The 21,205-nt window shown below is 38.6% G+C and carries 21 protein-coding genes, 7 tRNA genes and 2 pseudogenes; 29 read left to right on the top strand and 1 reads right to left on the bottom strand.

The features are described 5' to 3' along the window. Nucleotides 1–7: 7 nt before the first annotated feature. The 16 genes and pseudogenes from FIM44_RS05805 (at nt 8) to FIM44_RS05720 (ending at nt 13,945) form a co-directional block, all read left to right on the top strand. On the top strand, nt 8–712 hold the full coding sequence (locus tag FIM44_RS05805; RefSeq protein ID WP_140579387.1) for a di-trans,poly-cis-decaprenylcistransferase: 705 nt from the start codon (nt 8–10) through the stop codon (nt 710–712). After that, the gene (locus FIM44_RS05800; protein ID WP_000959606.1) at nt 706–1,392 is read left to right on the top strand and encodes an ABC transporter ATP-binding protein; all 687 of its coding nucleotides are present in this window, start codon (nt 706–708) and stop codon (nt 1,390–1,392) included. The genes FIM44_RS05805 and FIM44_RS05800 overlap by 7 nt, the downstream gene beginning before the upstream one ends. Nucleotides 1,393–1,834: 442 nt before the next feature. Beyond that, a pseudogene (locus FIM44_RS05795) lies at nt 1,835–2,304 on the top strand (hypothetical protein). A 1-nt stretch (nt 2,305) separates the two neighbouring features. Beyond that, nucleotides 2,306–2,650 carry a hypothetical protein gene (locus tag FIM44_RS05790; RefSeq protein ID WP_078268907.1) on the top strand — a complete coding sequence of 115 codons (345 nt, stop codon included), beginning with the start codon at nt 2,306–2,308 and terminating at the stop codon, nt 2,648–2,650. A gap of 382 nt (nt 2,651–3,032) precedes the next feature. Then, on the top strand, nt 3,033–4,307 hold the full coding sequence (gene purD, locus FIM44_RS05780; protein WP_140579386.1) for a phosphoribosylamine--glycine ligase: 1,275 nt from the start codon (nt 3,033–3,035) through the stop codon (nt 4,305–4,307). 41 nt (nt 4,308–4,348) lie between these two features. Further along, nucleotides 4,349–4,828: an RDD family protein gene (locus FIM44_RS05775; RefSeq protein WP_101021680.1), complete on the top strand. Its 480-nt coding sequence runs from the start codon at nt 4,349–4,351 to the stop codon at nt 4,826–4,828. A 2-nt stretch (nt 4,829–4,830) separates the two neighbouring features. Then, the gene (gene lptD / locus FIM44_RS05770; RefSeq protein ID WP_140579385.1) at nt 4,831–7,092 is read left to right on the top strand and encodes an LPS-assembly protein LptD; all 2,262 of its coding nucleotides are present in this window, start codon (nt 4,831–4,833) and stop codon (nt 7,090–7,092) included. A 13-nt stretch (nt 7,093–7,105) separates the two neighbouring features. After that, nucleotides 7,106–7,810, top strand: coding sequence for a phosphoribosyltransferase (locus FIM44_RS05765; RefSeq protein ID WP_001090660.1), 705 nt, complete (start codon nt 7,106–7,108; stop codon nt 7,808–7,810). Nucleotides 7,811–7,813: 3 nt separating this feature from the next. Further along, nucleotides 7,814–9,880 (top strand): polyribonucleotide nucleotidyltransferase, encoded by a 2,067-nt coding sequence (locus FIM44_RS05760; protein ID WP_140579384.1) that lies wholly within the window; start codon nt 7,814–7,816, stop codon nt 9,878–9,880. Nucleotides 9,881–10,012: 132 nt separating this feature from the next. Further along, a complete protein-coding gene (locus FIM44_RS05755; RefSeq protein ID WP_000669961.1) occupies nt 10,013–10,330 on the top strand; it encodes a F0F1 ATP synthase subunit C in 318 nt (105 codons plus the stop codon). A 72-nt stretch (nt 10,331–10,402) separates the two neighbouring features. After that, nucleotides 10,403–10,489 (top strand) — tRNA-Leu (locus tag FIM44_RS05750). Nucleotides 10,490–10,543: 54 nt separating this feature from the next. Continuing rightward, nucleotides 10,544–10,630, top strand: a tRNA-Leu gene (locus FIM44_RS05745). Between the two features lie 259 nt (nt 10,631–10,889). Then, complete coding sequence (gene cysE / locus FIM44_RS05740; RefSeq protein WP_140579383.1) at nt 10,890–11,405, top strand: serine O-acetyltransferase; 516 nt, start codon at nt 10,890–10,892, stop codon at nt 11,403–11,405. A gap of 84 nt (nt 11,406–11,489) precedes the next feature. Beyond that, a pseudogene (locus FIM44_RS08670) lies at nt 11,490–12,177 on the top strand (NlaIII/IceA1 family type II restriction endonuclease). Nucleotides 12,178–12,185: 8 nt separating this feature from the next. Beyond that, nucleotides 12,186–13,175, top strand: coding sequence for a DNA adenine methylase (locus FIM44_RS05725; RefSeq protein ID WP_140579381.1), 990 nt, complete (start codon nt 12,186–12,188; stop codon nt 13,173–13,175). A gap of 101 nt (nt 13,176–13,276) precedes the next feature. After that, entirely contained in the window at nt 13,277–13,945 is a 669-nt protein-coding gene (locus FIM44_RS05720) for an HAD family hydrolase (protein WP_140579380.1), read from the top strand. Nucleotides 13,946–13,953: 8 nt separating this feature from the next. On the opposite strand, the gene FIM44_RS05715 is transcribed toward FIM44_RS05720, so the two are convergent. Further along, complete coding sequence (locus FIM44_RS05715) at nt 13,954–15,690, bottom strand: ABC transporter ATP-binding protein/permease (protein ID WP_140579379.1); 1,737 nt, start codon at nt 15,688–15,690, stop codon at nt 13,954–13,956. Nucleotides 15,691–15,875: 185 nt separating this feature from the next. Here FIM44_RS05715 and FIM44_RS05710 point away from each other — a divergent pair. The 13 genes from FIM44_RS05710 to rplL all read left to right on the top strand — a co-directional run bounded on the left by FIM44_RS05710 (nt 15,876) and on the right by rplL (nt 20,989). Continuing rightward, a tRNA-Thr gene (locus FIM44_RS05710) sits at nt 15,876–15,951 on the top strand. Between the two features lie 27 nt (nt 15,952–15,978). Next, nucleotides 15,979–16,063 (top strand) — tRNA-Tyr (locus tag FIM44_RS05705). Nucleotides 16,064–16,078: 15 nt separating this feature from the next. Next, nucleotides 16,079–16,155, top strand: a tRNA-Gly gene (locus tag FIM44_RS05700). A 30-nt stretch (nt 16,156–16,185) separates the two neighbouring features. Continuing rightward, nucleotides 16,186–16,260 (top strand) — tRNA-Thr (locus FIM44_RS05695). Nucleotides 16,261–16,386: 126 nt separating this feature from the next. Next, nucleotides 16,387–17,586 carry an elongation factor Tu gene (gene tuf, locus FIM44_RS05690; protein ID WP_001040574.1) on the top strand — a complete coding sequence of 400 codons (1,200 nt, stop codon included), beginning with the start codon at nt 16,387–16,389 and terminating at the stop codon, nt 17,584–17,586. A 33-nt stretch (nt 17,587–17,619) separates the two neighbouring features. Further along, a complete protein-coding gene (gene rpmG, locus FIM44_RS05685; protein ID WP_000865159.1) occupies nt 17,620–17,778 on the top strand; it encodes a 50S ribosomal protein L33 in 159 nt (52 codons plus the stop codon). A 39-nt stretch (nt 17,779–17,817) separates the two neighbouring features. After that, nucleotides 17,818–17,893 (top strand) — tRNA-Trp (locus tag FIM44_RS05680). A gap of 141 nt (nt 17,894–18,034) precedes the next feature. Then, nucleotides 18,035–18,214, top strand: a complete 180-nt coding sequence (secE, locus tag FIM44_RS05675) for a preprotein translocase subunit SecE (protein ID WP_000362123.1) — start codon at nt 18,035–18,037, stop codon at nt 18,212–18,214. 29 nt (nt 18,215–18,243) lie between these two features. Next, entirely contained in the window at nt 18,244–18,771 is a 528-nt protein-coding gene (gene nusG, locus FIM44_RS05670) for a transcription termination/antitermination protein NusG (protein WP_001846772.1), read from the top strand. Between the two features lie 17 nt (nt 18,772–18,788). Next, nucleotides 18,789–19,214: a 50S ribosomal protein L11 gene (gene rplK, locus FIM44_RS05665; protein ID WP_042631812.1), complete on the top strand. Its 426-nt coding sequence runs from the start codon at nt 18,789–18,791 to the stop codon at nt 19,212–19,214. A gap of 44 nt (nt 19,215–19,258) precedes the next feature. Further along, on the top strand, nt 19,259–19,963 hold the full coding sequence (rplA, locus tag FIM44_RS05660; protein WP_140579378.1) for a 50S ribosomal protein L1: 705 nt from the start codon (nt 19,259–19,261) through the stop codon (nt 19,961–19,963). A 108-nt stretch (nt 19,964–20,071) separates the two neighbouring features. Then, nucleotides 20,072–20,566, top strand: a complete 495-nt coding sequence (rplJ, locus tag FIM44_RS05655) for a 50S ribosomal protein L10 (protein ID WP_128077775.1) — start codon at nt 20,072–20,074, stop codon at nt 20,564–20,566. A gap of 45 nt (nt 20,567–20,611) precedes the next feature. Then, a complete protein-coding gene (gene rplL / locus FIM44_RS05650; protein WP_001018228.1) occupies nt 20,612–20,989 on the top strand; it encodes a 50S ribosomal protein L7/L12 in 378 nt (125 codons plus the stop codon). The last annotated feature ends 216 nt before the right edge of the window (nt 20,990–21,205 follow it).

Genomic DNA, 21,205 nt, shown 5'->3' with positions numbered 1-21,205 from the left:
AAAGGCATTGGATAACACTCTCAAACATCTTGCCATTATTATGGATGGTAATGGCAGGTGGGCTAAATTAAAGAATAAAGCTAGGGTTTATGGGCATAAAAAGGGCGTAAAAACCCTTAAAGACATCACGATCTGGTGCGCTAACCATAAGCTAGAATGCTTGACTTTATACGCTTTTTCTACAGAAAATTGGAAACGCCCTAAAAGTGAAGTGGATTTTTTAATGAATATGCTTAAAAAATACCTTAAAGATGAGCGATCCACTTACTTGGATAATAACATACGCTTCAAGGCGATAGGGGATTTAGAGGGCTTTTCTAAAGAATTGAGAGACACGATCTTGCAGCTTGAAAACGATACTAGGCATTTTAAGGATTTTACGCAAGTTTTAGCCCTTAATTACGGATCTAAAAACGAGCTTTCAAGGGCTTTTAAAAGCTTATTAGAAAGCCCGCCTAGCAATATAAGCCTTTTAGAAAGCTTAGAAAATGAAATTTCTAATCGTTTAGACACGCGCGATTTGCCGGAAGTGGATTTATTGTTACGAACAGGGGGGGAAATGCGCTTGTCTAATTTTTTATTGTGGCAGTCCAGCTATGCAGAATTGTTTTTCACGCCGATTTTGTGGCCTGATTTCACCCCTAAAGATTTAGAAAATATCATTAGCGATTTTTACAAAAGAGTGCGCAAATTCGGGGAATTAAAATGCTAGTAGAAATAGAGAATTTGACTAAAACCTATGGGAGTTTGAAAGCGTTAGACAATATCAATTTGAAACTACCCAAACAGCAATTTATAGGGCTTTTAGGCCCTAATGGAGCGGGTAAAACCACTCTGTTAAAAATTTTAGCCGGATTGAATTTGAACTATCAGGGGGAAGTGAAAATTTTAAACCAAAAGATCGGCATAGAAACTAAAAAAAGCGTGGCGTTTTTAAGCGATGGCGATTTTTTAGACCCTAAATTAACGCCTTTAAAAGCGATCGCTTTTTACAAGGATTTTTTTAGCGATTTTGATTCATCAAAAGCCCTAGATTTACTCAAACGCTTCAGCGTGCCTTTAAAAAGAGAATTCAAAGCCCTTTCAAAAGGCATGAGAGAAAAATTACAGCTGATCTTAACCCTATCACGAAACGCTTCTTTGTATCTTTTTGATGAACCGGTGGCTGGGATTGACCCTATCGCCAGAGAAGAGATTTTTGAACTCATCGCTAAGGAATTTAGCCAAAACGCAAGCTTGTTAGTCTCTACGCATTTGGTGGTGGATGTGGAAAAGTATTTAGACAGTGCGATTTTTTTAAAAGAAGCTAAAGTAGTGGCTTTTGGGGGTGTGGGAGAATTGAAAAAAGGGTATAGCAGTTTGGAAGCGGCGTATAAAGAAAGGTTGAAATAAATCAGTAAAGGATTTCCTATTGAGTGATAATATTTTAAGAAATACTAAAAGCGTTTTTTATAATAATATAAAAGATTTTGACGCTAGTTAAATGATAACTTCTTAAAAAAGCGCTCTTTAGGGTTAGGGGGTTTAGTTTGGGGTTGTAGGGGGAATGAGTTTTACTATTAAAAATAAAATCTAAAGTCATGTCTAATCATAACAGATGGCTTGATTGCTAAAGATTGTATTGTTGCAGATGAAGCCTAAGATTGAATTGCGAGTTATCGCTTTGTTGGTGGTGAGATCTTTAGAAAAAAATCTTTTTAGTAATATTTATGTTGGGTTTTGGTTTCGTTGAGTTTAGGTTTCATTAAGTTTAATGGGGTATTAAAATTAGAAATAGCTAGAATTTTTGTCTTATTGTTTTGGTAGAATAATAATTTCTCACAAGGAATTACACATGGATAATATTTGGTTTCAGTATAAAATTGGCAAGCAACTAGATGGATTAGAAATTGAAGATTCTTTATGTCTTTCTTTATTCAAATCTCTTGAAAATTGTATTAAGTTTAAAAAACTTAGCAATATTGGATTAAAAGAAGCAGAAATTAAAAGAGACGCTGAAATCTCAAGGTGGCATACAGAACTTTTAAGAGAAAAAAATCTTAAAGAACAGCGTAGGCAAAAAGAAGAGCAAGAAAAAAATCTCAAGAGAATTTTCAAAAGTTTTTAGAATTTTGCAAACAACAAAATCGTATTCTTAAAAAATTTGATAACACCAATTTTTCGTTTGAATGCGATGAGCCGGCTACAAAAAAGCCCTTAGAAAACCCTACAAACAACATTTTTAACTCCAATCATCAAAATACACAGCCACAAAACAATACTAAAATGTTTGATTATTTTGATAACCCTATGTTTAGGTATTGAAGTGAAAAAAGCATTATCCATAACAAGCAAAATAACTCTTTGGTTATTGGCGCTTTTAGGTGTTTATGCTTTAGTGATCTTTGTTGCACTTAAAACCTATTATCAAAATAAAGGCTATAGTATTTTAACATTTGGAGTAATTATAATGACAGAAGAAACCTATGAAGCCTATCTTGATACGAATATTAAACAATTGGAAGAGATAAGAAATCAGAAGCTTAACAAAGCATTGGAATTGTGCAAACAATCAGGTCTTGTTCTCAGAAAGTTTGACGGAAAAAATTTTTCATTTGAATGCGATGAACCAAATCGATCTAATAACCCTAACGAAAAGATAGATCCTTAGAATTTGAATTTTTCTAAAAGATTAAGAGCAAAAAATTAGAAATTCGAACGCAATTGAAACCTTACCGCCCATACCCACGACTATAACTCCTTTCGTTATCTATCTCTTGATTGTGTTTTCTATGCTGTATAGTTTTGCATGGAATTTCTTTAAAATTTAAGTATAATTGTAAGCGTCGCCTAGATGATTCGTGTTTCTTATTGATGGCAAGTTCGTTGAAAAAATAAGTTAGGCTAAGGTAGTGGTTTTTGTGTGATGGCATTTTTTAAATCTGCCCCTAAGAAAATCCTCCTAGCCTTAATTAGTGTAGGTTTGTTGAACTTATGCGCATGTAAAAGTAGCGGTCATCTGGGTTTAAAAACAACCACATTTTAGGGAAGACATGAAAGATAACAATAACTATAATGTTTTAATTGTGGGGAATAAGGGGCGAGAGTATGCTTTGGCTCAAAGGCTTCAGCAAGATGAGCGAGTGAATGCTTTGTATTTTTGTTTGGGTAATGGTGGCACTCAAGATTTGGGCGAAAATCTGGAATGCGAACATTACGAGCATATCGTGGAATTAGCCCTGAAAAAACAGATCCATTTAGCCATCATTTCAGAAGAAGAACTTTTGATTTTAGGGCTTACAGAAATGCTAGAAAAAGCGGGGATTTTAGTGTTTGGGGCTTCTAAAGAAGCGGCTAAGTTAGAGGCTTCTAAAAGCTATATGAAAGCTTTTGTTAAAGAGTGCGGCATCAAAAGCGCGTCTTATTTTGAAACAAACGATTTAAAAGAAGCTCTCAATCACATTCAAAACGCTTCTTTCCCTTTAGTGATTAAAGCGTTGAATAAAAACACAAGCATTGTCCATCAAGAAGAAGAAGCGATAAAAATCCTTGAAGACGCTTTCAAACAAAGCAATGAGCCTGTGATCATAGAGCCTTTTTTAGAGGGGTTTGAGCTTTCAGTTACAGCGCTCATAGCCAATGATGATTTTATCTTGTTGCCCTTTTGCCAAAACTACAAACGCTTATTAGAGGGGGATAATGGAGTCAATACGGGGGGTATGGGGGCCATCGCTCCTGCAAACTTTTTCTCTAATGAATTAGAAGAGAAAATAAAAAATCATATCTTTAAACCCGCTTTAGAGAAATTTCAGGCTGATAACACGCCTTTTAAAGGGGTTTTACTCGCTGAAATTGTGGTCATAGAAGAAAAGGGCGTTTTAGAGCCGTATTTATTGGATTTTAGCGTGCGTTTTAAAGATATTGAATGCCAGACGATTTTACCCCTTTTAGAAAGCTCGCTTTTAGATTTGTGTTTGGCTACAGCCAAAGGGGAATTACATTCTCTTGAATTGGTGTTTTCTAAAGAATTTGTGATGAGTGTGGCGCTTGTTTCTAGGAATTACCCCACTAGCTCTTCGCCCAAACAAACCCTTTATATTGATCCGGTTGATGAAAAAAAGGGTCATTTGATTTTAGGGGAGGTGGAGCAGGATAACGGCGTGTTTGAAAGCAGTGGGGGGAGGGTGATCTTTGCCATTGGCAGAGGAAAATCCTTATTAGAAGCCAGAAACCATGCTTATGAAATCGCTCAAAAGGTGCATTTTGAAGGCATGTTTTACCGCAAGGATATTGGTTTTAAGGTGTTAGATTTGAAAGAATATTCTTGAAGTTTAAGACAAACCAAAGAGTTTGTCTTGTTTGTTTTTGAATGCGCTCTCCAAATTTAGAAAAAGAAGAAACTGAAATCATAGAAACACTCCTTATGCGTGAAAAAATGCGTTTATGCCCTTTGTATTGGCGCATCTTAGCGTTTTTAACCGATGGTTTGTTAGTAGCGTTTTTATTGAGCGATCTTTTAGACGCATGCGATTTCTTGCATTCTTTATATTGGCTGACTAACCCCATTTATCACAGCGCATTTGTTGTAATGAGTTTTATCATCTTGTATGGCGTTTATGAAATCTTTTTTGTGTGTTTGTGCAAGATGAGTTTGGCTAAACTGGTTTTTAGGATTAAAATCATTGATATTTATTTAGCAGATTGCCCCAGTAGGGCTATTTTATTGAAGCGTTTAGGGTTAAAGATCGTGGTTTTTCTATGCCCCTTTTTATGGTTTGTAGTGTTTAAAAACCCCTATCATAGGGCGTGGCATGAAGAAAAAAGCAAAAGTCTTTTGGTGTTGTTTTAATCATGATTTATTGGTTGTATTTGGCGGTCTTTTTTTTGTTGAGTGCATTAGACGCTAAAGAAATCGCTATGCAACGATTTGACAAACAAAACCATAAGATTTTTGAAATCCTTGCGGATAAAGTGAGCGCTAAAGACAATGTGATAACCGCATCAGGGAATGCGATCTTATTGAATTATGATGTGTATATTCTAGCGGACAAGGTGCGCTATGACACTAAGACTAAAGAAGCGTTATTAGAGGGGAATATCAAGGTTTATAGGGGCGAGGGTTTGCTCGTTAAAACCGATTACGTGAAATTGAGCTTGAATGAAAAATATGAAATCATTTTCCCCTTTTATGTCCAAGACAGCGTGAGCGGGATTTGGGTGAGCGCGGATATTGCTAGCGGGAAGGATCAAAAATATAAGGTGAAAAACATGAGTGCTTCAGGGTGCAGCATTGATAACCCCATTTGGCATGTCAATGCGACTTCAGGCTCATTCAACATGCAAAAATCGCATTTGTCTATGTGGAATCCTAAGATCTATGTCGGTGATATTCCTGTATTGTATTTGCCCTATATTTTCATGTCCACTAGCAATAAAAGAACGACCGGGTTTTTATACCCTGAGTTTGGCACTTCCAATTTAGACGGCTTTATTTATTTGCAACCCTTTTATTTGGCCCCTAAAAACTCATGGGATATGACCTTTACCCCACAAATCCGCTATAAAAGGGGTTTTGGCTTGAATTTTGAAGCGCGCTACATTAACTCTAAAAACGACAGGTTTTTATTCAACGCGCGCTATTTTAGGAATTACACCCAATACGTCAAACGCTATGATTTGAGGAATCAAAATATCTACGGGTTTGAATTTTTAAGCTCTAGTAGGGACACTTTACAAAAATACTTTCATCTTAAGTCTAATATTGACAACGGGCATTACATTGACTTTTTATACATGAACGATTTGGACTATGTGCGTTTTGAAAAGGTCAATAAGCGTATCACAGACGCCACGCACATGTCTAGGGCGAATTACTATTTGCAAACAGAAAACCATTATTACGGCTTGAATATCAAGTATTTTTTAAACCTGAATAAAATCAACAATAACCGCACTTTCCAATCTGTCCCTAATTTGCAATACCATAAATATTTAAATTCTTTGTATTTTAAAAATTTGTTGTATTCGGTGGATTATCAGTTTAGAAACACCGCAAGAGAGATCGGCTATGGCTATGTGCAAAACGCTTTGAACGTGCCGGTGGGCTTGCAATTTTCTTTGTTTAAAAAGTATTTGTCTTTAGGGCTTTGGAATGATCTCCAACTATCTAATGTGGCTTTAATGCAATCTAAAAATTCTTTCGTGCCTACGATCCCTAATGAATCAAGGGAATTTGGGAACTTTGTGTCTTCAAATTTTTCCATGTATGTCAATACGGATTTAGCCAGAGAATACAACAAGCTTTTCCACACGATCCAACTAGAAGCGATTTTCAACATCCCTTATTACACCTTTAAAAACGGCTTATTTTCTCAAAACATGTATGCTTTAAGCGCGCAAGCCTTAAACAGCTACACTTCGCCTTTATTGAGGGATTATGATTATCAAGGGCGTTTGTATGACTCTGTGTGGAATCCTAGCAGTATTTTACCCAGCGATGCGAGCAATAAGACGGTGAATTTAACCCTAACGCAATACCTTTATGGCTTAGGAGGGCAAGAGTTATTGTATTTTAAAATATCGCAACTCATCAATCTTGACGATAAGGTTTCGCCCTTTAGAATGCCATTAGAGAGCAAGATCGGGTTTTCGCCCTTAACAGGATTGAATATTTTTGGGAATGTCTTTTATTCGTTTTATCAAAACCGCTTAGAAGAAATCTCTGTGAACGCCAATTACCAACGCAAGTTTTTAAGCTTTAACCTCTCTTATTTTTTAAGGAACAATTTTAGCAGTGGGATTAATAGCATTGTAGAAAATCCTGCGGATTATTTAAAGGCGGGTTTTAGCAACGACTTTGGCTATTTTTCCATGAGCGCGGATGTGGGTTATGACATTAGAAACAATGTGGTTCTAAATTGGAATGTGGGGATTTATAAAAAAATCCGTTGTTTTGGGATTGGCTTTCAATTCGTCAACCAACGACGCCCTATCCTCACCGGCGATCCCAACCAGCCTATAAGAGTGTTTGAAAATAACTATGTTAAGCTAGAATTAGACTTTTCACCGATCACTAAAACCAATGTAACTTACCGCTCTTTACAGCGTAAGTAAAAAAGGAATGCATTTGAATACGGATTTTAGCCATATCACCGATATAGAGGGCATGCGTTTTATCAATGAAGAAGACGCTTTGAACAAATTGATCAATGAAATCCACACACGCCACATTGATTTAAAAGATTCCATCATGCTCGCTTTGAGTTTTAACGCTCTGTATTTAGCTCACGCTTTAGCGCAAAAATTTGGAGCGACTTATGATATACTTTTTTTAGAACCTATCCTAGCCCCTTTAAACTCAAAATGCGAGATCGCTTTGGTGAGTGAGAGCATGGATATAGTGATGAATGAAAGTTTGATCAATTCCTTTGACATCACTTTAGACTATGTTTATGGGGAAGCCAAGCGAGCTTATGAAGAAGACATTTTGTCTCACATCTATCAGTATCGCAAAGGCAATGCGATCAAAAGCTTGAAAGATAAAAATATTTTTATCGTAGATAGGGGGATTGAAACCGGGTTTAGAGCGGGGTTGGGCGTGCAAACTTGCTTGAAAAAAGAATGCCAAGACATTTATATTTTAACCCCCATTCTCGCGCAAAATGTCGCTCAAGGCTTAGAAAGTTTGTGCGATGGGGTGATTAGCGTGTATCGCCCTGAATGCTTTGTCTCTGTGGAGCATCATTATAAAGAACTCAAGCGATTAAGCAATGAAGAAATTGAAAAATACTTGGGCGCTAACAACGCGCCTAATTTAAAAAAGGAACATTAAATTATGGATTTTATCACCATCACTTCTAGTAACAAAACCGAGGAGTTCGCTCTCAAACAAGTGGCCAAACAAGCCACCAGTTCTCTTATGTATCGCTTAGGAAAAACCATCATTTTAGCGAGCGTGTGTATAGAAAGAGAGCCTGTGAGTGAAGATTTTCTGCCTTTAGTGGTGCAGTTTTTAGAAAAATCTTATGCAGCCGGAAAGATCCCGGGCGGTTTTGTTAAAAGAGAAGGCAGGGCGCAAGATTTTGAAATCTTAATCTCTAGGCTCATAGACAGGACTTTACGCCCTTTATTCCCTAAAGATTACCGCTACCCTACCCAAATCACTTTAATGGTTTTAAGCCATGATATTGAAAATGATTTGCAAGTTTCTGCTTTAAACGCCGCTTCAGCCGCTCTCTTTTTGGCCCATATCGCTCCCATTAAAAGCGTGAGCGCTTGCAGGATCGCTAGGATTGATGACGAATTTATCATCAACCCTAACACAAGCCTTTTGAATCAATCCAGTTTGGATTTGTTCGTGTCCGGCACAAAAGAGAGTTTGAACATGATAGAAATGCACTCTTTAGGGCAAAAATTAAACGCTTTAGAAGAGCCTTTAATGCTAGAAGCTTTAGAATTGGCTCAAAAAAGTTTGGAAGAAACTTGCACGCTTTATGAAGAGGTTTTCACGCCTCACCAAAACGAGTTGCTTTTCAAAGAGAGCCAAGGAATAATTTTTAATGAAAGGCTGTTAGATTTATTAAAAAATCAGTATTTTGATGAAATCATCAAAGGCATTGAAAGTTCTGCTTTGAGCGAGCGAGAAAATGTTTTCAATGAAATTGCCAGAAAAATCAGTGAAGCCCACTCAGAATTCAGTTTAGAAGAAATTGAATTGTCTTTAGAAAAAGTGAAAAAAACTGAGATAAGGCGCATGATTATTCAAGATAAAATCCGCCCGGATAAGCGCGCGTTAGAAGAAGTACGGCCCATTTTGATAGAGAGCGATTTACTCCCTATGGCGCATAGCTCCATTTTATTCACTAGGGGGCAAACTCAAAGCTTAGTGGTAGGGGTTTTAGGCACGGATAATGACGCTCAAACCCATGAGAGTTTGGAGCATAAAACCCCTATCAAAGAGCGCTTCATGTTTCATTATAATTTCCCTCCTTTTTGCGTGGGCGAAGCGAGTTCTATTGGCGCGGCTTCAAGGCGCGAATTAGGGCATGGGAATTTGGCTAAAAGAGCCTTAGAAACGAGCATTAAAAATAAAGAGCAGGTGATACGATTGGTTTCTGAGATTTTAGAAAGCAATGGTTCAAGCTCAATGGCGAGCGTGTGTGCAGGCTCTTTAGCCCTTTATGCAAGCGGTGTGGAAATTTATGATTTAGTCGCTGGTGTGGCTATGGGCATGGTGAGCGAAGGGCAAGATCACGCCATTTTAAGCGATATTAGCGGCTTAGAAGACGCAGAAGGCGATATGGATTTTAAGATTGCCGGGAATTTAGAAGGCATTACGGCTATGCAAATGGATACCAAAATGAGCGGTATCCAGCTAGAAATTTTATACCAAGCCTTACTCCAAGCTAAAGAAGCGCGAGAACATATTTTAAAAATCATGCATGAAGCGAAAGAAAAGATTGTGATCAATTTTTCCCATTTGCCCACAACGGAGATTTTTAATGTCGCGCCCGATAAAATTGTAGAAATTATCGGTCAAGGGGGGCGTGTGATTAAAGAGATAGTGGAAAAATTTGAGGTTAAAATTGATTTGAATAAACCGAGCGGTGAAGTGAAAATCATGGGGAATAAAGAACGGGTTTTGAAAACTAAGGAATTTATTTTAAACTACTTGCATTCTTTAGATCAAGAATTGGAGCAATACGCTATTGATGAGGTGCTAGAAGCTCAAGTGAAACGAATCGTGGATTTTGGGGCGTTTTTAAGCTTGCCTAAGGGGGGCGAAGGCTTGTTAAGAAAGCAAAACATGGACAGGTGTCAAGTGGTTTTAAAAGAAGGCGATAGCATCAAATGTAGGGTGATTAGTTTCAATAAGGGTAAAATCGCTTTGGATTTGGCTTAAAATTTTAAAAAGCGTTTTTTAAAAGCGTTTTTAAGCTAGTTTGTATTAAAATAAATTCTTGCTTGTATTTTTGAAAGTAGAGGAACGATTCGAAATGAAAATCAAGCCTAATTTTTGAAACGGAGTGCGAAAATGAAATTTTTAGCGTTATTTTTTCTGGCTTTAGCGGGCGTTGCTTTCGCTCATGATGGCGGAATGGGTGGGATGGATATGATTAAATCTTATTCTATCTTAGGAGCGATGATCGGTCTAGGGATTGCCGCTTTTGGTGGGGCGATCGGCATGGGGAATGCGGCCGCAGCGACCATTACAGGCACAGCGAGAAACCCAGGAGTGGGCGGTAAATTGCTCACCACCATGTTCGTGGCCATGGCGATGATTGAAGCGCAAGTGATTTATACTCTAGTGTTTGCTATTATCGCTATTTATAGTAACCCATTCTTAAGTTAAGGGTTTTGATAGGCTAAATTATTGCTTAAAAAGCGTGATTTAGCTATAATATCCGCTTATTTTAAATTTTTAGCACTGGTGGTGGAATTGGTAGACACGCCATCTTGAGGGGGTGGTGGGAGCAATCTCGTGCGAGTTCGAGTCTCGCCCAGTGCACCATTAAGTTTTTTTAAGGAATAAGTGGGTATAATCTCACTCTTTGCTCTATAATGTGCCGAAGTGGTGGAATTGGTAGACACGCTAGACTCAAAATCTGGTGGGAGCAATCTCGTGTCGGTTCGAGTCCGACCTTCGGCACCATTAATAGTTAATAGTAATCTTTTTCAGTCTGCATTTTTATTTTTTTCATTAAAATAGTTTTATTCTAAATAAATGCCAAATAAACGATGGATTAGTGGGTTTTTTTAAGCCTTTTTTAAAGGGTTGTTTAATCCATTATAATAAGGAGTGTGAGTTTAGGTATAATGACAAGAAAAATTTGCATCAAGTTTTATTGGAGATGAGAAAAAATCTGCTTAAGTCATGTTGATTCAAATATATTCCAACCGGAGACTCTATCATGCTGGATTTGTCTTATAGCCTGGAGCGTGTCTTGCAAGAAGACCCAGCAGCTAGGAATAAGTGGGAGGTTCTTTTGCTTTATCCGGGCATTCATGCACTGCTTTGCCACCGCCTAGCACATGCGTTGCACAAGAAAGGGTTTTATTTTATTGCACGCGCGCTTTCTCAGTTAGCGCGCTTTATTACCGGGATAGAAATCCACCCGGGCGCTAAGATTGGGAGAGGGCTTTTTATTGATCATGGCATGGGTGTGGTGATTGGCGAGACTGCAGAGATTGGAGATGATGTTACCATTTATCATGGCGTAACTCTAGGGGGTACGGGCAAGTTCAAGGGCAAGCGCCACCCCACTTTAGGCAACCGAGTGGTAGTGGGGGCAGGGGCTAAGGTCTTGGGCGCGATTTGCGTGGGCGATGATGTGAAGATTGGGGCTAATGCGGTGGTGCTTTCAGATTTACCCACGGGCTCTACGGCTGTAGGCGCTAAGGCTAAAACCATCACAAAGGATCGTTAATTTTAAATAAGCGGTTGGAGTTTGCGCCATGCGGGTTATTTTGAGATAAATTGATTAGAATTTTTTATAGAGAGGATTTTTAAAATGAGTAAAAGTAAAAAAGAGTTATTTTTGGAACTTGCACAACCTGATAAAACGGGGGTGAGTCGTTGGGTAAGTGCTATAGAATTTATAGGAAAATATTAAGGATTGCAGCTAGGTAATGGGGGGAGTTGGTGCAGGAATAACTCATCTTTGGCTAAAGAATTTATATTAGAATTTGATAAAGGGCAAACTCTAGGAAATTCTATTGATAGAATACGCTTGAATGGCTATAATACTGAATGTGTTTTTAACCAAAGTATCCGTCAAGACATTAAAAACTACCACAAGCAACAATGTTGTGCGATGTGCGGTGCGCGTGGCAATTCTGAAAACACTCAATATAGAAGTGGATCATAAAGACGGCCGCAAGGATGATCCAAGAGTTTCTGATTCAAACACACAGACTTTTGATGATTTCCAGGCTTTATGCAAAGCTTGTAACGACAAGGAACGCCAGATTTGTAAAAAATGCAAAGAAAGTGGCTATAGATTTGACGCAACAAAAATTCCTGGCAATTATTATTCTTTCTATGAGAGGGAGGCTGAATATGATGGTTGTGTGGGCTGTTATCAATATGACCCCATACAATACAGGAAAACTTGTAATGATAGGACATACAATGAAGGGTATCAAAAAGGTTATGATGAGGGGTATCAAATTGGATACCATCAAAAGACTACTTTATAGCAGTTGCAATGAACTACATCGGCTCTAAATACAAGCTCATTCCCTTTATTAAAGAAAATATCCATGCGGTTGTAGGGGACAACCTTTCTGGTGCGATTTTTTGTGATCTATTCGCTGGGACGGGCATTGTGGGGCGCGCGTTTAAAAAGATTGTCCATAAAATCATTTCTAATGATTTGGAATATTACAGCTTTGTTTTGAATCAAAATTATATCGGCAACATTCAAGAAATCCCTAATAAAGAAGAGCTTATTGACAGGATTAATAGCGTTGCTTTAAAAAAGGGCTTTATTTATTCGCATTATTCTTTAGGGGGGGGTTCAAGGCAGTATTTTAGCGAAACAAACGCTCAAAAAATTGATGCGATGCGTTTAAAAATTGAAAAGCTTAAGCTTTCTCAAAACATTGATAATTGTGCGTATTACTTTTTGCTCGCATCGTTATTAGAGAGCGCGGACAAGGTGGCTAACACCGCTTCAGTTTATGGGGCTTTTTTAAAACACCTTAAAAAAAGCGCTCAAAAAGAACTCATTTTAAAAGGCGCTGATTTTGATTTGAGTTTAAGTGCTAATGAAGTGTATCAGCAAGATTCTAGCGAGTTGATCGGAAAGATTTCAGGGGATATTTTGTATTTGGATCCTCCTTATAATGCGAGGCAATACGGGGCGAATTACCATTTATTAAACACGATTGCTGCTTATACGCCCTTTGCTCCAAAAGGCAAAACCGGCTTGCCCAGTTACCAGAAATCCTCGTTTTGCTCTCGCACTAAAATCTTAAACGCTTTTGAAAATTTAATCAAAACAGCGCGATTCAAATACATCTTTTTAAGCTATAACAATGAAGGGCTTATGAGCGAGATAGAGATTAAAAATATTTTAAAAAAATACGGCACTTACTCCTTAATAACCAAAACCTACATGCGTTTTAAAGCGGATAACAAACGCGCCCATAAAGCCGCACACACCAAAGAGTGTTTGCATATTCTTATCAAATAAGAGTCAAGATAGCCTAACCTTAAATGGCAAAAATAATCGCTTAAATACCGCTTGAATAAGGTAAAATGAAGCCAAAATAAGCCTATAAAAAAGGGGAAATCATGGCACTTGAAGTGGTTTTATGGGATTTTGATGGCGTGATTTTTGACAGCATGCATTTAAAATATGAAGGATTTAAGGCGTTGTTTCAAAAGCATGGCAACGATAGTAAAGAGAGTTTAAAGCAATTTGGAGTTTATCATTATCAAAGCGGGGGGATTTCAAGGAATGAAAAAATCCAATATTTTTATAACGAGATTTTAAAAACCCCTATCACTCAAGAAAAAGTGGATGCATTAGCCCTAGAGTTTGGCACTATTATAGAACAAAAGCTTTTTGATAGGGGGCATTTGAATAGCGAAGTGATGGCGTTTATTGATAAGCATTATAAAAATCATATTTTCCATATCGCTTCAGCGGCCTTGCATAGCGAATTGCAAGTGTTGTGCGAGTTTTTAGGGATCATTAAGTATTTTAAGAGCGTTGAAGGGAGTCCGCCTAATAAACCTAAGATCATCGCCAATATCATTCAAAAATATGCCTATAACCCAAGCCGCATGCTAATGATAGGCGATAGCGTCAATGACTATGAAAGTGCTAAGGCTAATGAAGTGGCGTTTTTGGGTTACAACAGCAAGGTTTTGAAAAATTTAGTGGGTCAAAACGGCTATCAAGGGAAGTATTTAGAGAGCTTTAAAGGGTTTGATTTGCAAAACTTTATAAAAGAGTGAAGCCAACTTTAGTCAAGATTGTCTTTGTGTTGGCTCATATCAATGATGACTTCACAGCGTTCAATTGTGCTTAAGCGGTGGGCGATAACGATCAGGGTTTTATTTTTAGCGATTTGATAGATTTCATCCATGATTTTACTCTCGGTTTCATTGTCTAGGGCCGAAGTGGCTTCATCTAAAACCAAAATTTCAGGGTTATCGTATAAGGCTCTTGCAATGCCTATGCGCTGTTTTTGACCGCCGCTAAGCTTAGCGCCCCCTTCACCCACTTGGGTTTTAAGGCCCTCATGCTCGCATAAAAAATCATAAATATGAGCCATTTTGCACACCTTAATCAAGCGTTTTTCATCTATGGCGCTCCCAAAAGCGATATTATCCCCCACAGTGCCATCAAAAAGGTAAATATTTTGGGGGATATAGCCTATTTTTTTACGCCATGAGCGTCTGTTTTCGTTGGTTAAAAGGGTGTTATCAATAAAAATTTCCCCGCTTTTAGGGTAAGTAAGCCCCATAATAATATCCGCCAGCGTGGATTTCCCGCACCCGCTATGGCCTATGAGAGCGACTTTTTGACCTCTTTGAATGGTTAGGTTAAAATTTTTTAAAACCGGGTGTTTTGACTTATAAGCGAATGAAATGTTTTGAAGAGTGATTTTTTCATTAAAATCTAAAGGGACTAAATCCTCTTCAACGATGGTTTTAGAAAGGCTTTTAAAAACCATGTTAGTCGCAAGCTGGTTGTAAGCGATTTCATTGTAGTAGTTGATCATTCCAGTCACAGAAGGGAGTATGCGATAAAGTGCTAGAGCATACATAGAAATGGTAGGGAGCACCATTTTAGCTTCGCCGTATTTGAATAGAATGTAAGCGACCGCTAAAATCAACAAGCTAAAGCCCACCGTTTCTATTGAATACCTGGGGACTACTTGCAAAGTGGCGTAAATGATCTCGGTGTCATGGGCTTTACGGCTATTTTCTCCAAAAAGCTTGTGGGCTTCTTCGTGGTTGTCTTTGAGTTTAGTGATTTTGAAATTGCTGAAAAATTTTGAAAAAACCTTAAGCGTTTGCGCTTTGGATTTGGCAGCCATCTCACCCTTTTTCTTAATGAGAACGGTGACTTTTTTGACAATAAGAAAAATTTGTAAGGCGAGGATCATCGTAAAAACGAGCGTTATTTTCCAGTTAGTTAATATGAGCGTGGAGTAGAAAAAAACGATCACAGTTATTTCAGTGAGAAAGCTTAAGAATGCGTTAAAGCTCATAAACATGCCCTCTGCTTTATTGTTGATAATGTCTCTTAAAGAATCCAAGTTGTGGTTAAGGTGGGAGAGGTAGTTGCTTTTAATGTGCTGTAAAAAAAGTTGTTGCTTGATTTGATAAGCTTTCTTGTTGGAAAAACGCCCTTTCAAATAAGTGAAAGACACCCCATAAAACATCCTGAACAAATAAATCCCCACCAAGCAAAAACTAAAGAAATACATAAGACGAACGGGAGATGAAAAATGGAAAAAATCATAGACCATTTTCCAATCTTTGTCGTCTAAAGCCCTATTAGGATCGGAAGCGAGAGTGATAAAAGGCATCAGGAGGGTTAGGGACATCACTTCCACAAAAGAAGAAAAAACAGCCATCAGCACAAGCAGGAAAAAAATCATTTTTTCTTTGAAAGTGATGAGCATGTAGATTTGCTTTAAAGAGCGCGAAAAGTATTTTAAAGTAGAAATTTTATGTTTTTTTCTTGCCATAATTTAAGTGTCCATAAATTCTTTTATATGTAATGAGCTTTGAGTTGTGTTAAGCCAAATTGAGCTAGATTATAGCTAAAATTTTAACCATGCTCTGTGCCATACGAATAATTTAGCTTTCCGTCATCCTTTCTTGACAAGTCAAGTATAAAACTGCTATAATCCCAAGTCTTTGATTATTTTATGCTGGCTTAGCTCAGTTGGTAGAGCAGCTGCCTTGTAAGCAGCAGGTCGGGGGTTCAAGTCCCTTAGCCAGCTCCAGTTGAAATGTTGTTTTGCAAAGTTTTTGGTGAGATACTCAAGTGGCCAACGAGGGCAGACTGTAAATCTGCTGACTATGTCTTCCGTGGTTCGAATCCACGTCTCACCACCATTTTGTTTTATAGATGCGGGAATAGCTCAGTTGGCTAGAGCATCAGCCTTCCAAGCTGAGGGTCGCGGGTTCGAGTCCCGTTTCCCGCTCCATTTTTAGGATAACATTTTAGTTTTTGAGACGCCTATATAGCTCAGAGGCAGAGCACTTCCTTGGTAAGGAAGAGGTCGGCGGTTCAATTCCGCTTATAGGCTCCAGTTTATAATCTCTTGAATGGCGATAAGACAAAAATGTCTTAAATTTTGTGGTAGCATTTAGGAATACTTAGGATTTTGTTTAGTATAATTCTAAAATCCATTTCAAAAAATTAAGGAGAAATACAAATGGCAAAAGAAAAGTTTAACAGAACTAAGCCGCATGTTAATATTGGAACCATTGGGCATGTAGACCATGGTAAAACGACTTTGAGTGCAGCGATTTCAGCGGTGCTTTCCTTGAAAGGTCTTGCAGAAATGAAAGACTATGATAATATTGATAACGCCCCTGAAGAAAAAGAAAGAGGGATCACTATCGCTACTTCCCACATTGAATATGAGACTGAAAACAGACACTATGCGCATGTGGATTGCCCAGGACACGCTGACTATGTAAAAAACATGATCACCGGTGCGGCACAGATGGACGGAGCGATTTTGGTTGTTTCTGCAGCTGATGGCCCTATGCCTCAAACCAGAGAACATATCTTATTGTCTCGTCAAGTAGGCGTGCCTCACATCGTTGTTTTCTTAAACAAACAAGACATGGTAGATGACCAAGAATTGTTAGAGCTTGTGGAAATGGAAGTACGCGAATTGTTGAGCGCGTATGAATTCCCTGGCGATGACACTCCTATCATAGCGGGTTCAGCTTTAAGAGCTTTAGAAGAAGCGAAGGCTGGCAATGTGGGTGAATGGGGTGAAAAAGTGCTTAAGCTCATGGCTGAAGTGGATGCCTATATCCCTACTCCAGAAAGAGACACTGAAAAAACTTTCTTGATGCCGGTTGAAGATGTGTTCTCTATTGCGGGTAGAGGGACTGTGGTTACAGGCAGGATTGAAAGAGGTGTGGTGAAAGTAGGCGATGAAGTGGAAATCGTTGGTATCAGACCTACACAAAAAACGACTGTAACCGGTGTAGAAATGTTTAGGAAAGAGTTGGAAAAAGGTGAAGCCGGCGATAATGTGGGCGTGCTTTTGAGAGGAACTAAAAAAGAAGAAGTAGAACGCGGTATGGTTCTATGCAAACCAGGTTCTATCACTCCGCACAAGAAATTTGAGGGAGAAATTTATGTCCTTTCTAAAGAAGAAGGCGGGAGACACACTCCATTCTTCACCAATTACCGTCCGCAATTCTATGTGCGCACGACTGATGTGACTGGCTCTATCACTCTTCCTGAAGGCGTAGAAATGGTTATGCCTGGCGATAATGTGAAAATCACTGTAGAGTTGATTAGCCCTGTTGCGTTAGAGTTGGGAACCAAATTTGCGATTCGTGAAGGCGGTAGGACTGTTGGTGCTGGTGTTGTGAGCAATATTATTGAATAATATTAGCAAAAAGAGTTACCATAAAGGGTCATTATGAAAGTTAAAATAGGGTTGAAGTGTTCTGATTGTGAAGACATCAATTACAGCACAACCAAGAACGCTAAAACTAACACTGAAAAACTGGAGCTTAAGAAGTTCTGCCCAAGGGAAAACAAACACACTCTTCATAAAGAAATCAAATTGAAGAGCTAGTTTTTTCTTTTGTGTTGTGATTGAAAAGGAGGGGAGGTTAGGTCAGTAGCTCCAATGGTAGAGCGTCGGTCTCCAAAACCGGTTGTTGGGGGTTCGAGTCCCTCCTGGCCTGCCATCTACTAATTTATTCTATCAAATTTTTGTTTCAATTGGATTGTTTTTAATTTTTTAATTTTAGTTTAAGCTATTTTGGATAAAATTGAAGATTGTTTTAATGTATAAATGTATTAAGTTTAAGTGAGGGCGAAAAGAAACTATGGATAAATGGCTCATGCAATATAAATTAGCTAGAGAAGAGCTTTCTAAAGTGATATTTCCTATTAAGGAGCAGATACGCAACGCGCTTGTTTCTGTTTTGGTGGTGGTGAGTGCTATTACGCTGTTTTTAGCTTTGTTGGATTTTTCTCTGGGGGCTTTTATCTCTAGTGTTCTATAGGTTGGTGGCTTTAAATAAGGAGAATAATGATGGATTGGTATGCCATACAAACTTATTCAGGGAGCGAGCAGTCCGTTAAGAAAGCGATTGAGAATCTAGCGAACGATCATAATATAAGAGATAGGATACAAGAGATCATTGTGCCTACTGAAGATATTATAGAGGTTTCTAAAAAAAGCAAGACGAAAGTAACGGAACGAAGCCTTTATCCCGGGTATGTTTTTATTAAAGTGGATTTAGATACGGTTTTGTGGCACAAGATACAATCTTTGCCAAGAGTGAGTCGTTTTATTGGAGAAAACAAAAAGCCAACCCCATTGAGTGAAGCGGATATTGGGCATATTTTAGAAAAAATGAATAACCGAGCAGCCCCCAAGCCCAAAATCTTTTTTGAGCAAGGCGAAGTGGTGCGCGTGGTGGAAGGCCCTTTTGCAAACTTTACCGCTACGGTGGAAGAGTATGATGTGGAGCACCGTAAGCTCAAGCTCAATGTTTCTATTTTTGGTAGGAACACTCCAATAGAGATTTTGCATTCGCAAGTGGAAAAAATTATATAACTTTTTAAGGAGAAAACATGGCTAAAAAAGTAGTCGGAGAAATCAAACTTCAAATCCCTGCCGGTAAGGCAAACCCTTCACCTCCCGTAGGGCCAGCGTTGGGTCAAAGAGGGGTTAATATCATGGAATTTTGTAAGGCTTTTAACGAGAAAACTAAAGACATGGGGAGTTTTAATATCCCAGTCATTATCACGGTTTATCAAGATAAGAGTTTCACCTTTATCACTAAAAAGCCTCCGGTAACGGATTTGATCAAAAAAGCTTCTGGGGTTGAAAAAGGTTCTGACAACCCGCTTAAGAATAAGATTGCAAAGCTCACCCACAAGCAAGTGGAAGAGATCGCACAATTGAAAATGGAAGATTTAAACACAAGCACCATGGAAGCGGCCAAAAAAATTGTTATGGGCAGCGCTAGGAGCATGGGCGTAGAAGTTGTGGATTGATTGGGTTTTGTTGGAATTGAAAGAAATTTTTAAGGATTAGAATCGTGGCAAAAAAAGTATTTAAAAGATTGGAAAAACTTTTTTCTAAAATTCAAAACGATAAAGCGTATGGCGTAGAGCAGGGCGTAGAGGTGGTTAAATCTCTCGCTTCAGTCAAATTTGATGAAACCGTGGAAGTAGCGTTAAGACTAGGGGTTGATCCAAGGCATGCGGACCAAATGGTGCGCGGTGCGGTGGTGCTTCCTCATGGAACAGGGAAAAAAGTAAGAGTGGCTGTTTTTGCAAAAGACATTAAGCAGGATGAAGCCAAGAACGCTGGGGCTGATGTCGTTGGCGGAGACGATTTGGCTGAAGAAATCAAAAATGGTCGTATTGATTTTGACATGGTGATCGCAACGCCCGATATGATGGCGGTTGTCGGTAAAGTGGGTAGGATTTTAGGCCCTAAAGGTTTGATGCCAAACCCCAAAACCGGAACCGTTACGATGGATATTGCTAAAGCGGTTACTAACGCTAAAAGCGGTCAAGTGAATTTTAGGGTGGATAAAAAGGGCAATGTTCATGCCCCTATTGGCAAGGCGAGTTTTCCTGAAGAAAAAATCAAAGAAAACATGCTTGAGTTGGTTAAAACGATCAACCGCCTAAAACCCAGTAGTGCGAAAGGCAAGTATATCAGAAACGCCGCTCTTTCGCTCACCATGTCCCCTTCAGTGAGTTTGGACGTGCAAGAATTGATGGATATTAAATAGCGTTAGGAGTTTTTAATCTTAGGCTGAAGATCGTAAGAGCTAAAAAGCTTAAAATTTCTTTTTTAAAAAGATAATCTTGCAGAGGTCTAGTCTAGAAAGGAGGAAAAGATGCAAAAACAACATCAAAGGCAGCATAAAGTAGAGCTAGTCGCTAACTTAAAATCGCAATTTGCAGATGCCAAAGCCCTTTTAATTTGCGATTATAAGGGTCTTAGCGTGAGAAAGTTGGAAGCTTTAAGGAATAAGGCTCGCAATCAAGGCATTAAAGTGCAAGTGATTAAGAATACTCTTGCTCGTATCGCCATGAAAGAGACCGGCTATTCTGATTTGGATTTGAAAGAAACCAATGTGTTTTTGTGGGGCGATGATCAAATCGCTCTCTCTAAACTCGTGTTTGACTTCCAAAAAGAACATAAAGATCACTTTGTGTTGAAAGCGGGCTTGTTTGATAAAGAAAGCGTTAGCGTAGCTCATGTGGAAGCGGTTTCAAAACTCCCAAGCAAAGAAGAGCTTATGGGAATGTTGCTTTCTGTTTGGACGGCTCCGGTGCGTTATTTTGTGACCGGTTTAGACAATTTGCGTAAAGCGAAAGAAGAAAACTAAGAGCCTGTGATGGCTTTAATTTAAAAAAATTTGAAGGATTGGATTATGGCAATTTCAAAAGAAGAAGTGTTAGAGTATATTGGTTCATTGAGCGTTTTAGAGCTTTCTGAATTGGTTAAAATGTTTGAGGAAAAATTTGGCGTGAGTGCGACTCCAACGGTCGTAGCGGGTGCGGCTGTAGCTGGCGGTGCAGCGGCTGAAAGCGAAGAAAAAACCGAATTTAATGTGATTTTGGCTGATAGCGGTGCTGAAAAAATCAAGGTGATTAAAGTGGTTCGTGAAATTACCGGACTTGGCCTGAAAGAAGCTAAAGACGCTACCGAAAAAACCCCTCATGTGCTTAAAGAGGGCGTGAATAAAGAAGAAGCTGAAACCATCAAGAAGAAACTTGAAGAAGTGGGCGCTAAGGTTGAAGTCAAGTAAGACTTAAAAACAGAAAGGCCTTTGCGCCTTTCTCTGATCTAGTGTGGCAGATGATTTTGCTCCATGATTTTTGTTTGTGAGCGTGTGGCCTAAAGTGGTTAGTATTGCAGGTGGGTTTTTGGTATTTTTATCATGGATGGTTCTAAAGTTTAAAGATCCTTTTGCAATGCTTACTTGAATTAATGCATTAAATAACTCAAAATTTTTGATCAAAGG

Origin of the sequence: Helicobacter pylori (assembly GCF_006440215.1) — a bacterium.
GTDB lineage: Bacteria > Campylobacterota > Campylobacteria > Campylobacterales > Helicobacteraceae > Helicobacter > Helicobacter pylori_CS.
Note: the sequence above shows the minus strand (reverse complement) of the source record. Positions and strands in the feature narration are given on the sequence as shown.

What these genes read in the sequence shown, in the direction of transcription:
- FIM44_RS05775 (WP_101021680.1), top strand. Translation starts at nt 4,349, where the DNA reads ATGCGCTCTCCAAATTTAGAAAAAGAAGAAACTGAAATCATAGAAACA.
- rplK (WP_042631812.1), top strand. Translation starts at nt 18,789, where the DNA reads ATGGCTAAAAAAGTAGTCGGAGAAATCAAACTTCAAATCCCTGCCGGT.
- FIM44_RS05715 (WP_140579379.1), bottom strand. Translation starts at nt 15,690, where the DNA reads ATGGCAAGAAAAAAACATAAAATTTCTACTTTAAAATACTTTTCGCGC.
- FIM44_RS05760 (WP_140579384.1), top strand. Translation starts at nt 7,814, where the DNA reads ATGGATTTTATCACCATCACTTCTAGTAACAAAACCGAGGAGTTCGCT.
- FIM44_RS05800 (WP_000959606.1), top strand. Translation starts at nt 706, where the DNA reads ATGCTAGTAGAAATAGAGAATTTGACTAAAACCTATGGGAGTTTGAAA.
- cysE (WP_140579383.1), top strand. Translation starts at nt 10,890, where the DNA reads ATGCTGGATTTGTCTTATAGCCTGGAGCGTGTCTTGCAAGAAGACCCA.
- purD (WP_140579386.1), top strand. Translation starts at nt 3,033, where the DNA reads ATGAAAGATAACAATAACTATAATGTTTTAATTGTGGGGAATAAGGGG.
- rpmG (WP_000865159.1), top strand. Translation starts at nt 17,620, where the DNA reads ATGAAAGTTAAAATAGGGTTGAAGTGTTCTGATTGTGAAGACATCAAT.
- rplL (WP_001018228.1), top strand. Translation starts at nt 20,612, where the DNA reads ATGGCAATTTCAAAAGAAGAAGTGTTAGAGTATATTGGTTCATTGAGC.
- FIM44_RS05720 (WP_140579380.1), top strand. Translation starts at nt 13,277, where the DNA reads ATGGCACTTGAAGTGGTTTTATGGGATTTTGATGGCGTGATTTTTGAC.
- FIM44_RS05725 (WP_140579381.1), top strand. Translation starts at nt 12,186, where the DNA reads ATGAACTACATCGGCTCTAAATACAAGCTCATTCCCTTTATTAAAGAA.
- secE (WP_000362123.1), top strand. Translation starts at nt 18,035, where the DNA reads ATGGATAAATGGCTCATGCAATATAAATTAGCTAGAGAAGAGCTTTCT.
- FIM44_RS05755 (WP_000669961.1), top strand. Translation starts at nt 10,013, where the DNA reads ATGAAATTTTTAGCGTTATTTTTTCTGGCTTTAGCGGGCGTTGCTTTC.
- nusG (WP_001846772.1), top strand. Translation starts at nt 18,244, where the DNA reads ATGGATTGGTATGCCATACAAACTTATTCAGGGAGCGAGCAGTCCGTT.
- rplJ (WP_128077775.1), top strand. Translation starts at nt 20,072, where the DNA reads ATGCAAAAACAACATCAAAGGCAGCATAAAGTAGAGCTAGTCGCTAAC.
- lptD (WP_140579385.1), top strand. Translation starts at nt 4,831, where the DNA reads ATGATTTATTGGTTGTATTTGGCGGTCTTTTTTTTGTTGAGTGCATTA.
- tuf (WP_001040574.1), top strand. Translation starts at nt 16,387, where the DNA reads ATGGCAAAAGAAAAGTTTAACAGAACTAAGCCGCATGTTAATATTGGA.